Here is a 14053-nt window from a genome sequence, read left to right as displayed (position 1 = left end):
ATACTCAATTCATTTTACCGGCTCATCAGCAAGGATGCTCTGTTCGACCTCCTATGACAGGAGATTCATCAATTCGCATTAGCCAGAGTGGCAGACTTGTTCTGTTTTACTAACAGGAAGAACGGGGTTAACCGTTTGTAATTCCTTATATTCACTGTTGTAAAACTTACAAATCACCCCCTAGGCAAAGTGTTTTTTGGTGATAGACTTGGGACGAATACAAATCCATTTATTTGGTTCCCAATATGACATTCTTGCGAAACAATCTAACTCTTCACAACTCCAAAGGACGCGCCTGCATCCCGTGGTTAGCCCTCGGTATCGTCGTTTCGTTGTCCGGTTGCGTGTCGATGTTTTCGCGCCCGGCCGCAGTACAGAATCAGGCGTATCCGAATGGCGGCGTTCCGAATTCGCAGTTTTATTCGGCGCCTCAATCGGTTGCTCCGGCTCCGCAGCAGATTCCCCGGCAATCCTTTTACCCTCCCGCCCCTGGTCGTTCCACTCCGTACCGGCCGGGAGGAGGTTTCTTTCGTGGGGCTCCGCAGCAAAGTATTCCTCAGCGGCAGTACTCACCTCCTGTGAATCCTCGAAATCAAGTTCCTCGGGTGGGGGCACCTGCTCCCGGTTCTCCGGCAGCTCCCCTCCTTCGACCGCAGCCACTCAGTCCAACGCAACCGGCAGTGGTACCTCCGCTTACTCCCGGAATTCAGGAACGTCCTCGAACTTACAAAGAGCCGACCGAAAACCCAGCAAACATCGATAGCTTACCCCCTGCTCCGCAATCGAACGGTCAGGAGCAGACCTATAAAAAAACGGCTCCTCCCGCTCCTATAGATCCCGTATTGGGCGCCCCTTCTGAGGATATTCTGTTTGGTGACGAAGAGCCGTCGCCCGCGAATGACGACTTGGAGTTTCTACTTAGGAAACAACCCGTCGACGAGGCACTGCAACCATTCGGGGAATTGATTGAATCAGAAAAATTCGAACCCGACGAGGACGAAACCTTTGAGGCTCCCCCGGTGGATAACGCTGGGGAAGACAACATTGAGGATCCCTTCGCGCGGTCGACTCCGTTTGAACTTCCACCGATCAAAGCTCCGGCTCCGGTGGATAAACTTTTCGAAGAGACGTCAGTCCCTCCCTTGAATGATGTTGAACTTCTGACTTCTCCAGCGATCAAGCCTTCTTCGGGACAAGACTCGCAACCATTGGAAAGCGACGTCGAGACATTCAAAATGGATCCCGGTTCGGCTAATTCCGGTAGTGACGCGGGACCGTTGCTGGAGTTCAACTCGTCATCTCTGCGTGACGAACTCGAAATCAAAGTGGTCAATCAAGGAAAAATGCAGGTCGGCGGCGGGACCTTGTTCGAGGTCTTCATTGAAAACCAATCTACGGAGGTCTTTCGTGATGTCACCTTAAAGGCGGCGTTCCCTAAGACTCTGTTTGTTCCCAGTCGGGAAGATGCGGAAATGACTCGCTTTATCCCTCGCATCGATCCCGGTGAAGAATTGAAAGTCCCGTTGACCTTGTTCAGTGAGGAGACCGGTTATCACTGTGTCCGTTTCAGTCTCGTAAATGCGACTCGGAACGAACTTAGTTGGAAGTCTGCCTGTGTTACCTATATTCCGGAAACGATTCGCACAGAGCTTCTCGGGCCGGAGAAGATCTCTATCGATTCAAATGCTGTCTTCACCCTGCTTGTTCAGAATCTTTCCGATCAACAACTCGAGGATGTCTCCGTTAATTTGAGATACGACCCTGTTCTCAAATATCTCGATAGTACCAATGCTGTGCAGCAACAGGATCAGGAATTGAACCTGGCTTTGTCGCGAGTGAAACCGGGTGAGACGATCCCGGTCAGATTTTCGTTTCGTGGAGTACAGGAGAGTGAGAATACCAGCCTGACTGTCCGCACGACTTCGGCCAACTTCCCCTCAGCAGATACCGGACTCTATTTGAGCGTGCAGCATCCGAAAGGGGCATTAGATCTCGATCTCGCACAACCACTTGATGCACTGCAGGTCGGTGAGGAGACGGAATTGACCATTGTCTGTCGAAACCATGGTTTGGAGACTTTGCGTAACAGTCAATTGGAGTTGCAGTTACCCAGCCACGTCCGGTTGATTCGATCGGGTTGGGGAGCGCAGTCTTCAACGACGGCGGCAGATAGCCTGAAAGAGGGAACGGGTAAACTTGAGTTGCCTGTCCCTGACATTCCGCCCGGAATTAGCGTTGGTTATACGATACGGCTCCATGTTGAAAAGAGAGGGAACGATCCTCTAGAGGTTCGATACCTGAACGGGACGACTACCCCGAGTGAATTGAGCAGAAATCTTCCCTTGGTCGTCACGGAATAGCCCGATTTCAGGTTCGGTTCGGTGTTGCGAGATGAGGTTGCTCGTTGACATTCGTGCGGTGCAGAATTACGCTGGAAGGGTGGTTCTCGGGGTAAAACAGGGCGTTTGCTGATTGAAAGCAGTGGATTCCTGTTCTTCCATCCCATTCACAGTCTGCGACAATCCTGAATTTACAGATTTGTCCGACTGCGAAGAGCCAGACTTCAAGGTCTGACCTGGCTGACAAATCCGTCTTTTGGAATGCGTAAGCGACAGGCTTTGAAGACTGACTCTCCCCTGTGTTGTAACGATGGGCTCGCTGTCTGCTGACATCGGGCCGGAACTCATAAGACAAAATACGTTGGGCGATATTTCTATCGCTGTCCTGACAGCGACGCGCCCATTCCTGTCTGCTTCCGCTCGTTGCGTCCCGGTACTACGCTCTCTCAGTCACACGTCACAAAATCAACCGATGCCGTCTTGAATCCAGACAATCTCGGTTGATGCTGTCCACTGAAGTGCAATCTCATGTCCGATGGATCCCCAAGTTTATCGATCCGGAAAGCGATGGAGCAGTGCGAGCAGATCCTGGATTATCAATTCAAGGATCGGGAGCTTCTGGAACGCTGCCTTACCCATACATCTGTAGCCAAAACTCGACTCGATAGTAACGAGCGATTGGAGTTTTTAGGCGATGCCATCCTGGGGCTGGTTGTCTGCCAGGCCCTGTTTGATCAATTTCCTACCCAGTTGGAAGGAGAATTGACCCGATTCAAGTCCGTTCTGGTTAGCCGCAATACTTGCACGCTGATTTGTGAGCGAACGGGGATCGATGATCTTATTCAGGTCGGTAAAGGGCTCAGTCAGCAGGAAAGTATCCCTCCATCGGTCAAAGCAGGCGTCATCGAGTCGCTGATAGCGGGTCTGTACCTCGACTCGGGGATGGAAGTCGCCCGGAAGTTCATCATGAGTGAATTGCAGGTGGAAATAGAGAAGGTGGCCGTTCTGGAGCAGAGCCACAACTATAAAAGCGTTCTGCAACAGCGTGTGCAGAAGTCGATGGGCGAGACCCCGGTCTACAAGGTGACTGGCGAGCAGGGACCGGATCACGCGAAATGCTTCAAGATTTCAGCCGTGATAGGCTCTCGTGTCTTCGAGCCCGCTTGGGGAAACAGTAAGAAGCAGGCCGAACAGAAAGCCGCAGCCAAAGCGATTGAAGAACTCGATCAGGAAGACGAAGCCCAAGGTCACGCCTGAGAATCGAAGACGTCTTCCGCGTCCTAAGATATTCACAAATAAGTAGTTACAGAAATAGAAGAAGCGATCAACCAATGGGGCTGATCGCTTCTTACTTGTTGTATCACTTGTGTCGGACGAATTAAAAAGCGTTAGCGTTTTTTCTTTTTGGTAGCTTTTTTCTTCGCAGTTTTCTTTGAAGTTTTCTTCGCGGCTTTCTTTTTCACGGCTTTCTTTTTGGCCGCTTTTTTCTTCACGGTTTTCTTTTTAGCCGCTTTTTTCTTAGCTACTTTTTTCTTAGCCGATTTTTTCTTCACGGCTTTTTTCTTAGTTACTTTTTTCTTGGCTGCTTTCTTCTTCACAGCTTTTTTCTTAGTAACTTTTTTGGTTGCTTTCTTTTTGGCCACCGTAAAACCTCCTTACAGAGCCAAGTGAATCATTTCATCACAATTGCTTACCGGGCATGAGTTCATGAAACAAAACACTCATTGAAAATCCATTTTGTCTGACTACCTTGACAGACAACTTGTATGTTTTCGAAGACATTGGTTTGTTGATTTAAAAACTCAATAGATGAGTTGAATCGTCTTACTGAATCTCTTTCTCAACTACCAACGTACCGTCTTCGCAAACAATACAATTCACTGCGCAACATACTAAGCAATTCAAAGAAATGTGCAACCCATTTTTGTTGTAACTGGCACGCAATTTTTTGTTCTGAACATCCATGTTAAGAAGCGATTGCCATCGTGTAATCGCAAAGAATGATCAAGCTTCATGGTCATCACACGTTTTAAATGAGAATGCTTTTTAAAAACGAGTTCCATTTACGTGTATGTCGTTTTGCGAGTGACAATAATAAAACGCTGCAAATCAAGGGGTTTTGTTACACAGTGTTCAATGTGCATATTCAAATACGAGCATGAAAAAACTCGTAACGAAGTCGTTCTTCGTTACGAGCATGTTGAATAATCACGTCATCAATTCAGTTCGAAAGTTGCTTCAATATGTCCTGCATGAAGTCAAAACTTTCTCTCGCAATTTTTTCACTTCCAGGGCTGTAATCAAACACTTCTACCGAAATCCACCCGTCGTAGCCGGTTTCAAGCAACGCTTTGAAGATGGGAAGGTAGTCTGTTTCACCCATACCTGGTCCAAGTAAGTTGGTATCGTTTACATGAAAGTGACCAACCTGAGGGGCGAACTCATGGATGATTTCAGGTAACGATTTTGTTTCCGCGCCGACCATCGCTTTGACATCCTGATGAAGTACCAGGTTGGGTTCACCAACAAGGTTGATCAACTCCATGGCATCCGCGCAGGTATTCACGAAGTCCGTTTCTTTGGTCGTTAACGGTTCCATGCAAATTCGGACCCCTTGGTCTGCCAAGCGGGGCATGGCTGCCTTCAAAACCTCCGCCGCGTTCCGATAAGCGACGTCGCGAGTGACTCCTTCTTCCAGGTTACGCTGGAATGGAGAACCCAGCACCATTAAGTCACCCCCTAACTTGGAACACATGCTTCCCAATTGAACCAGATAGTCCGCCGTAGCCTTACGGACATCGGCGTTCTCTGTTGTCAGGTGATACCCTTCTGTTTTCGCCAGCAGCCAGTGCAGGCCGATGATCTGTAACCCATAGTCTTCCGCCTGTTGTCGGCATTGCTTTAGTAGATCGTCCGAAACGGTGGTGACATCATCAGTTAACGCGAAGGGGGCGGCTTCAATACCCGTGTATCCAATGTCGGCGATGACTTTGCATTGTTTATCCCAATCCCAGTTTTCAAAAAGCTCCTGGCAGATGGCAAATTTCATCGTGTGGTCATTCCTCTCTCATGGTTATGGTGATCGCGCTGCCCTAAATCGCTGCGCATTCTGTCACTAATGGATGTAGTACCTGAAACGCCTGAGAGTTGAGTCGAGGGGGGTATTACAGATTCGATAATTCCCAAACCGAGTACCAGTCTGGGCTGTTATCTCTGAAGTTCCAAGCTCGTCCGTACTGCCGGCCATCAAGAACCCCTGGGGGCTCCGCATGCAGGCGTTCCTTTCCAGAATAGCAGGTCAGACTTTTCGGTTCGAGTCACAGCTGGCTTCGGGCAGAAACTCCCCTCTGTCGCTCCCGTTTAACGAAATCGCCTCCGGCTCGGATTTACTGGCAAAGGGATTGAGATGAAGAAAGATAGCCGCGCGCGAAGTAGTTCTGGTCCGCCTGTAACGGTTGTAGATTCTGGTCAGTCCCGGAAGCCTTTTTTGGTTCTGTTGTGTACGGGAAACAGGGTCTCTTGCTGAGTTACATGGTTTCGAGTGCCGAAGCAAGATAGAGAAACTGTACCGTTCGTCAATCAGTCAGGACAAGTACTGGTGGCGAATCGAATGGACGCTTCGTTCAGGACTGGAAGCCTTAGGAAGAATAAAATGAAAACAACTTTAAAACTTAGCCTGTTCGGCGCTCTGTTGGCTTTGTTTGCCAGTAGCAGTGCCTTCGCGGGTTACTGTGGTGCCACCAGCTACAACTGCTGCCCACCACAAGCCTGCAACCCTTGTGGAAATTATTCGGAAGCCAAAACGTGCACGAAAACTTGCTACAAGACAGTGAAAGAAACTGTCTGGGAAAAGCAGGAAATTCCGTGCAAAAAAACTGTATACGATCAGGTGTGCGAGAAAGTACCCGTAACTTGTTACAAAAACGTATATGAGACGAAGTACCGTGATGAATGTTACACGGTCTGCGTCCCGGTGCAGAAAACCTGCTACCGAGATGTAAATTACACGGTCTGCAAGCCGGTTTACAAAACCTGCTACCGCGATGTTGTTTGCAAAACTCAGAAGCCGGTTTACAAAACCTGCTACCGTGATGTGAACTACACCGTCTGCAAACCAACTTACAAAACCTGCTACCGCGACGTGGTCTGCAAAACTCAGAAGCCGGTTTACACAACCTGCTACCGAGATGTGACCTACACCGTCTGCAAGCCGGTTCAGAAAACTTGCTATAAAGATGTCTGCTACACGGTCTGCAAACCGGTTCACAAAACCTGTTACCGTGACGTTACCTGCACCACTTACAAAACCGTCCAGGAAACTTGCTACAAAGATGTTTGCTATACGACCTGCAAACCAGTAGTTGAGAAAAAGATGGTTGATGTTTGCTGTGGTGAATGGAAAACCGTTACAGAATGTATTCCTGGCCCCGTGGTCGAAAAATGCGTTCGCGAACCGGGCACTTGGGAATACGATCCGTGCTCTTGCGGTTGCGTCTACAAACCAGGTTGTGTGAAAAAGGTACAAGTTCAGTGTCCTTCACGTACGGTCTGCAAAAAAGTCTGGTGTCCCAAAACGATCCAGAAAGAAGTTTGCTGCACCAAGTACGTCAAAGAAGTGAAACATTGCAAAGTACCTTACACGGTCTGCAAAAAAGTTCCTTGCACTACAGTTAAAAAAGTTCCCTACACGGTCTGCGAGTACGTCAAAGAAACCTGCACCAAACGTGTTCCTTACACGGTTTGCGAAATGGTCAAAGAGTGCCGCACGAAAAAGGTTCCCTACACCGTCTGCACCATGGTTGAGGAATGCCATACTAAGAAAGTTCCTTACACAGTGTGTGAAATGGTGAAAGAGTGCCGGACCAAAAAGGTTCCTTACACTGTCTGTGAGATGGTCGAAGAGTGCCACACCAAGAAAGTTCCTTACACTGTCTGCGAGATGGATAAAGAATGCCGCACGAAGAAAGTTGCCTACACGGTTTGCGAAACGAAAAAAGAGACTCGCACCCGTCAGGTTCCTTACTGCGTCTGCCGGAAAGTGGCTTGCACAACATACAAAACGGTGACTAAATGCGTTCCTCGCGAAGTCTGCTACACCGTGACTCGTTGTGTTCCTCGCACTGTCTGCAAAAAAGTGCCCGTGACTGTCTGTGTCCCTTGCTGCCCGGAACCCGCTTGCGAAACCGGATGCTGCAACTAGGCAGATATCTTTTCATCGGGAGGTGAGGAAGACCTTGCCAGATCATCAACAGGTCTACCTCACCTCTAAACTGGTTCTCTCTCGGAACCGGAATTTGTAAAACAACTGAAAGGAGTGGCTAAGCCTTCGAAAATTGATGGTTCGTAAATCAAAGAGAGACGAACGACAATTCGATTACGCTTCCAGTCCATGAAAGCGAGGCGGAGATGGTTCTACTATGAACCGTCTCCGTTTTTCTATTTACGGCATGAAAATACGAGACTGAAATACCGGACTGAAATACCGGACTGAAATACCGGACTGAAATACCGGACTGAAATCAGACGTGGAAATGATTTTCTAACGCCCAGTTCGCAATGCTTATGGCGCGAACGAAAGAGACACCGCTCGCTCAGATGGAGCTAGAGCAAAACCTTCGGTTGCAAAGCAATCGGTGAAACAGGTGCGCGTCGGCAAAAGCGAATTCAAGAAACAAAAAAATCGCCGAATAAACATGGCAAATATATTCGTCGCTTCTCTCGTTTAGATATCGAATGTCCTCTGTTAAAAAACCTCCCAGACAACCTAGTGTTACCGGCCCGTAATTTACGACTCAGCTTGACCTTATGCCGACGGCTGCCTCAGTTGTTTCGCCTCTGTCCTGGGCATCATCACGAGTCGAGGCTCCTTCATAATAAAGCAACTATGAAGGCTATGACCGGTTGAATCGGCTATGAGGATTAAAATGGAATGGCGAGTTGTTCCTGAAATGACGACTAGATAGAGGAACAGTTATTCAATTGGTTACGCAGGGACTCCGTAGCCGGAAATCCGAAAGAACAGCCGAAAACAGGGATGGTTTTGTATGGGACTTCGATTAAGCCTCAGTCGATTACTCCAGAATTCAATTCAGCAAATAAGATGTGGTATTAAACCAGTACCTCCCAGGCGAAAATCACGGGCGACCAGGTTCGCCGTGGAGCAACTTGAGACGCGGCAGATGTTGACCCCGCAGTTGTCACTCGCGGGAGCGGGTGTCCTGATTGTCGAAGGCACTGATGCTCGCGACATCGCCCATATTCAAGAGAACGAAATGGGTGTCATTGCTGCAACCATTAGTGATGGTGAAGTCGAAATCTCTCGTAGCTATCCCACTGGTCTGGTGAAGTCGATCCTTTTCTTCGGTGGCGATGGGAATGATACCTTCCGAAATGACACTTCTCTTCCATCCGTTGCGCATGGCGAAAACGGAAACGACATTCTCTATGGCGGTAGCAATTTCGATCGATTGAACGGTGGACCAGGAGACGATCGGCTATTGGGTCGAGGGGGGGATGATGAACTATTTGGTAATGCGGGGAACGATGTCCTGAAAGGACACAATGGAAACGACTTGATGGTTGGTGGATCTGGTAATGATCTACTGATCGGGGGACCTGATGACGATCGGCTTGTTGGTGGTGATGACCATGATGTACTTAAAGGGGGGAGCGGAAATGACTACCTTGATGGTGGTTTGGGTGACGACTTACTGTTCGGTCAGGCCGGCATTGATGAACTCATTACAAGTAGCGGTAAAGATCTTCTAGATAAAGGTGCGGAAGTCCAACAGACGACCGAAGTTGCACCTGTTACAAGTACAAATGAAGTCGTTGCTTCGTCATCCAGTACTACCGGAGGGATTCTACGTGTCCGTGATTTTGGTGCCGTGGGTGATGGAATCACTGATGACACCGCCGCAGTGCAGGCCGCGCTGGATGCTGCCGAAGGGGGCGAGTTGTATCTCAATCCTGGAACCTATCTTATCAGTAACGTTCTCCTGGTTCCCTCGAACACGATTGTCTCCGGTGCAGGCGCAAACACTGTTTTGAAATTCGAATGGCGAGATCAGGCAGAAGGAAGAGAGTTTTACCTGGGGAATAAAAACCGGGCCAACGAAGCCAGTGGCGATGAGAACATTGAACTACGAGACTTCACCTTAGAAGGCGGAGACAACGGCGATCCGTACGGTCCTGCCAGTCATGGTGTGACTCATGGTATCTTTTTTCGCAAAGTCAAGAATGTGAAAGTGACCCGTGTTGAGATTCGCAATACCAGCGGGTTCGCCATCAGCAATATTGGGATCATCAATGGGACATTCACGGGGAACACAATTAAGAATGTGGGCCGTGATGGTATTACTTCGTTTCCTTTAGTTCAGCAGGATGATCCCAATTTTAAATCGTACCCGTTGGAAAATCTGTTAATTTCTTATAACCGCTTCGAAAACGTGGGCGATGATGCTATCGCCGTTCATGCCGGAACAGAGTTCGCGATCAACAATAACCTTGCTCCTACAAACGTGACGATTTCAAAGAACATCATAGTTGGGCGCAGTTCACTTCACGAATTATCGCAAGGTCGAGGGATTGCCTTAACCGGCGTTCGAAATGCCACGATCGATGGAAACCAGATCAGTAATACGGTCTCCAGCGGGATCCTGATTCAGTCGTGGTACAATAACATGACCAATCCCAGTTTGGCTCTGGAAGCGATCCGTAGCAGTAATATTCTGGTGACGAACAATACCTTGATTGAAGTCGGCGTTGCGGAAGGATTAGATCGGGTCAAAATTGGTATCCAGGTGAAGGGCGCTCATCTAGTCAGGATTGTTAATAACGTGCTACGTCGGTCGGCGGATCGGGGAATTGATATTCGCGATACGACTTCAATTGAAATCATTGCGAATGAAGTCTACGGATCACTTGGTAAGTCGGCGATCCTACTCGTCGGAGGCGATGATTTCTCGGTTCGAAATGCCATCATCTCCGATAACATCATCGATCACTGGAACGACGAAGATCTGGTAATCAACAATGTCTTCAATGCGAAAGAAATTTCCGGGGGCCTTGATCCACTTTTCTCGGCAGTCGCTGCGAGATCACTCGGTGGAATTCACCTACTCTTTCCGACGATCGGTGGAAGTGGCAATTAAATTACTGTTGGAAAAACAGCTTTCTTCTGGCGGGGACTTTTGGATAAAAATGAAGTTGGTCCAGTAAAACTGTGGAATATTCGTTACAGTTACGTACTTTGAATAGTCCTCCTATGTTTGCTAGTCGCTATTCACGTTTGTAGGACAATTCAGGGTAATCCCGCTTTGCGACTCTAACTGAACTGCCTACTATTCCGTTCCACTCTGCGAATATCTCCTTCTTCATGATTCACATCTAAGTACGTCAGGCTCCCATGCTCGCGCCGATTGGTCGGTAGGGTGCCTGTCTGAATTAACTCCTCCTCATTTAATATTGACCATTTTGGCATTATTTCGATGCCAGTTTTTCTTTAATTATGACTCGACTCCTCCATCTGCTGCCTCAATTTGTACATCAATACTTTCTGAAAACTCCTCGAAAACGTCAGCGTCTGGAACCTTCCTTTGCTGCTGAACGTCTGGAATCCCGTTGCATGTTGACTCCGCAACTATCGTTGTCGGGAGCCGGCGTGGTAGTGATGCAAGGGACCGACCAGAATGACGTTGCCGTCATCAGTGAGATCGGAAATGGTCGCATTCGCGCGTCCATTTCTACAGGCAATGTTGAAGTGTCGCGAGATTTTAATCTTAACGGGATTAAATCCATCTACTTTCAGGGTGAGAATGGCGACGACTCTTTTCGCAATGATACCGATCTGCCATCGACGGCGTACGGAGGGTTCGGCGATGACTTGCTTTATGGTGGCGGCCTGGCTGATTTCCTCTATGGAGATCAAGGAAACGACCGATTGCTGGGACGTGGTGGAAATGATGTACTTCACGGGGGCAGTGGCCATGATGTACTTCGAGGGCATAATGGAAACGATCATCTTATCGGTGCAGACGGCAGTGATCAGTTATATGGTGGCGACGGTCGAGATATCCTCGATGGAAACGATGGTAGTGACTACCTGAATGGCGAAAACGGTTACGACGAACTTCATGGTGGAAGTGGTAACGACCGGTTGGTTGATGAGTTTGATGGGGATTGGCTCGATGTTGGATCGGGAATCGACAAGATCATCAAATTGATTCCAGATGTGATTAACTCCACTCCTGACATTCAGTTCCAGAATCCCATTGCGACTTTGGTTGAGGACGTGGATACGTCTAACGGAATCGTTATCGCTGAGATTGTGATTTTTGACGACGGTATCGGCGAGAATAATCTTCGAATCGTGGGAGATGATGCAGGGCTGTTTTCGATCAATAACAACCATCTTATGTTACGACCGGGCGCTGTTCTGAATGCTCAAAATAATGGCGTTCTGGATGTGACTGTGGAGGTTGATGATCCCGCATTGGGCGCCGGGGTAGAAGATCGGGCGATGTTATCCGTTGAGATTCTGAGAACGAACTCGAGTGTGCAACAATTCGGAGCCGTTGGCGATGGTGTCACTGACGATACGGCGGCACTTCAAGCCGCGTTCGATGCAGCCGAAGGAAGAGAACTGTTTATCAATGCCGGCACATATCTAATCAGTGAACCACTTCTCATTCCCTCGAATACTAAAATTTACGGGGCTGGTAACAACTCCATACTTCAATTCACCTGGCATGACCAGTCCGAAGGACGCGAATTCCATTTAGGAAACCGGGACCGTTCTGATGAAACGACGGGTGACTCCAATATCGAACTTCGTGACTTTGCCCTCTATGGTGGATTCACAGGCGATCCTTACGGTGTAGCATACCACGATGTGACTCACGGGATTTTCTTCCGTCGAGTGGAGAACGTTCTGGTCACGGGAGTCACTATAGGAAAAACCAGTGGGTTTGGTATCGCGAACAATGGGTTGATTAACGGAACTTTCACGAATAATACAATCGAGAATGTAGGTCGTGACGGAATCACGTCGTTCCCGCTTGTCTTTGAAAACGATTCCAGTTATCCGACTTATCCTCTTCAGGGTTTGGTGATTTCCAACAATCGATTAAGTAATCTCGGCGATGATGCCATAGCAGTGCATGCGGGAACTCAATACGGTGTCAATTTCAATTACGCCCCCCATGATATAACGATTGAGAACAACACGATCATTGGCCGCGTAACGGAACATCAGGACGCACAAGGCCGTGGCATCGTTCTGACAGGCGTTCGAGATGCAACCATTTCTGGTAACAACATCAGGAATACGGTATCCACCGGAATTCTTATTCAGGCATCGTACAACTGGGGCGTCGATTCCAGTGTGGAAGCGATTCGAAGTCGAGATGTTCTAGTCACGAATAACACTCTCTTAGGAATTGGAAGTGCCCAAGGTCTGGACCGGGTGAAGATCGGGATTCAGGTTAAAGGGGCAGACCGGGTGACTCTGATCAGCAATACTGTTCGTGATACTGCCGACCGAGGAATCGATGTTCGAAATGCGACGCAGATCAAAGTGGATTCCAGTGATGTCTCTGGTTCTCAAGGGAAGTCGGGCATCGTGGTTTCCGGTGGGAACGAGTACGACGTTCGTAACGCGACGATTACGGACAATGAAGTCCAACATTGGAACGACAAAGGCTTATTCCTGTATAACGTCGTAAATAGCTTTGTAGACGGGAACTCGGTCAATTAAGCAGCTTGATCACTAAAAAAGGTGGATCAGATCGATCTCTCTCAGGCAAAGAAAGCGCCGACCAACCCCGCGAGTAAAATGCCGTCCCACGTCCCTGAACCACCGATTGAGACCATTCCCGATCCGATCTGATGGAAGTCCTTCCAGCGAAGCAAGTCTGCCCCCAGTAGCGGTCCGCTGATCCCGATCAAATAGGCTGTCGCGGGACGAAACGATTCATAGATGGGATGGTTTAAGCCGATCCATGGCACCAGCAGTGCGATGAGCGCTGGCACCCAGAGTGGCAGCAGAATGCCCAATCCTCGAATGGGGCGCGAAGCGAGGTAGCAGATCACGCTGTTCAGCAATATTCCGATCAGCAGGACCATGACGACCTTCCCCCCCTGCTCCAATAACGGACGCAGTAGCCAGACTCCCAGTAGCGCTGGAATCACGCAACCGCCCACATTCACGGCGATGATCAGTTCTTCATTAAGTCGTTTTCCTGAAAATGCGGGTGGCCACTGGGCAAACGGCGTCGGCGGAGAGACATCAATGGTCCGCCCTGTCAGCCTGCGCGATATGTGGACATTAATTGTCGATCCGATGATGATTCCGAGCAGAACCAGAATCGCTCCAGTGGGGCTGAGATTCAGATTGATCAAGGCCTGCTGGGCAACATCAATCAGAAACAGCGGAAGCAGACAGCCGGCAAACAGGAGCAGGAATAGAATCAGACAACCGGAAAACTGAAACTGCCGGATTTGCCAATCGGGGATCTTTTCTCCCGACGGTAAGGTAAATCGAAAGGGGGATCGGGGGTCCGGATCAGTCGGGCGACTCATTGTTACGTTTCAGGCAAACGGTTTGTTTGGGGTTTTCAGATGACTATTGTGACTGATTATACGAATTTCCCACTCTTCGAAAGAGATCAACCCGCAATTTCGCGCAGGGACCTTTAAATCACCGGGTAAATCAG

At 48.8% G+C, this 14053-nt stretch carries 8 protein-coding genes; 5 read left to right on the top strand and 3 right to left on the bottom strand.

Features of this window, described 5'->3' with window-relative positions:
• Positions 1-245 precede the first annotated feature (245 nt).
• The gene (locus tag Pla110_RS17845) at positions 246-2360 is read left to right on the top strand and encodes a COG1361 family protein (protein WP_144997711.1); all 2115 of its coding nucleotides are present in this window, start codon (positions 246-248) and stop codon (positions 2358-2360) included.
• Positions 2361-2867: 507 nt separating this feature from the next.
• On the top strand, positions 2868-3596 hold the full coding sequence (rnc, locus tag Pla110_RS17840) for a ribonuclease III (RefSeq protein WP_197440267.1): 729 nt from the start codon (positions 2868-2870) through the stop codon (positions 3594-3596).
• Positions 3597-3727: 131 nt separating this feature from the next.
• On the opposite strand, the gene Pla110_RS17835 is transcribed toward rnc, so the two are convergent.
• Complete coding sequence (locus Pla110_RS17835) at positions 3728-3982, bottom strand: hypothetical protein (RefSeq protein WP_197440266.1); 255 nt, start codon at positions 3980-3982, stop codon at positions 3728-3730.
• A 578-nt stretch (positions 3983-4560) separates the two neighbouring features.
• Positions 4561-5388: a sugar phosphate isomerase/epimerase family protein gene (locus Pla110_RS17830; RefSeq protein ID WP_144997709.1), complete on the bottom strand. Its 828-nt coding sequence runs from the start codon at positions 5386-5388 to the stop codon at positions 4561-4563.
• 603 nt (positions 5389-5991) lie between these two features.
• On the opposite strand from Pla110_RS17830, the gene Pla110_RS17825 reads away from it, so the two are divergent.
• The 3 genes from Pla110_RS17825 to Pla110_RS17815 all read left to right on the top strand — a co-directional run bounded on the left by Pla110_RS17825 (position 5992) and on the right by Pla110_RS17815 (position 13095).
• The gene (locus Pla110_RS17825; protein WP_144997707.1) at positions 5992-7539 is read left to right on the top strand and encodes a hypothetical protein; all 1548 of its coding nucleotides are present in this window, start codon (positions 5992-5994) and stop codon (positions 7537-7539) included.
• Between the two features lie 844 nt (positions 7540-8383).
• Complete coding sequence (locus Pla110_RS22910; RefSeq protein WP_144997705.1) at positions 8384-10492, top strand: glycosyl hydrolase family 28-related protein; 2109 nt, start codon at positions 8384-8386, stop codon at positions 10490-10492.
• Between the two features lie 473 nt (positions 10493-10965).
• Positions 10966-13095: a glycosyl hydrolase family 28-related protein gene (locus tag Pla110_RS17815; RefSeq protein ID WP_197440265.1), complete on the top strand. Its 2130-nt coding sequence runs from the start codon at positions 10966-10968 to the stop codon at positions 13093-13095.
• A gap of 41 nt (positions 13096-13136) precedes the next feature.
• Here Pla110_RS17815 and Pla110_RS17810 read toward each other — a convergent pair whose 3' ends face one another.
• Positions 13137-13919 carry a DUF1614 domain-containing protein gene (locus Pla110_RS17810; RefSeq protein WP_144997702.1) on the bottom strand — a complete coding sequence of 261 codons (783 nt, stop codon included), beginning with the start codon at positions 13917-13919 and terminating at the stop codon, positions 13137-13139.
• Positions 13920-14053: the final 134 nt, after the last annotated feature.

The sequence above is a fragment of the Polystyrenella longa genome, assembly GCF_007750395.1.
GTDB lineage: Bacteria > Planctomycetota > Planctomycetia > Planctomycetales > Planctomycetaceae > Polystyrenella > Polystyrenella longa.
The sequence above is the reverse complement of the archived record's forward strand: the minus strand, read 5'-3'. Positions and strand labels throughout refer to the sequence as shown.

Bases quoted from the DNA above. Each gene is read 5' to 3' on its own strand.
- Pla110_RS17845 (WP_144997711.1), top strand. From the start codon at position 246: ATGACATTCTTGCGAAACAATCTAACTCTTCACAACTCCAAAGGACGC.
- Pla110_RS22910 (WP_144997705.1), top strand. From the start codon at position 8,384: ATGGGACTTCGATTAAGCCTCAGTCGATTACTCCAGAATTCAATTCAG.
- Pla110_RS17825 (WP_144997707.1), top strand. From the start codon at position 5,992: ATGAAAACAACTTTAAAACTTAGCCTGTTCGGCGCTCTGTTGGCTTTG.
- rnc (WP_197440267.1), top strand. From the start codon at position 2,868: ATGTCCGATGGATCCCCAAGTTTATCGATCCGGAAAGCGATGGAGCAG.
- Pla110_RS17830 (WP_144997709.1), bottom strand. From the start codon at position 5,388: ATGAAATTTGCCATCTGCCAGGAGCTTTTTGAAAACTGGGATTGGGAT.
- Pla110_RS17810 (WP_144997702.1), bottom strand. From the start codon at position 13,919: ATGAGTCGCCCGACTGATCCGGACCCCCGATCCCCCTTTCGATTTACC.
- Pla110_RS17815 (WP_197440265.1), top strand. From the start codon at position 10,966: ATGTTGACTCCGCAACTATCGTTGTCGGGAGCCGGCGTGGTAGTGATG.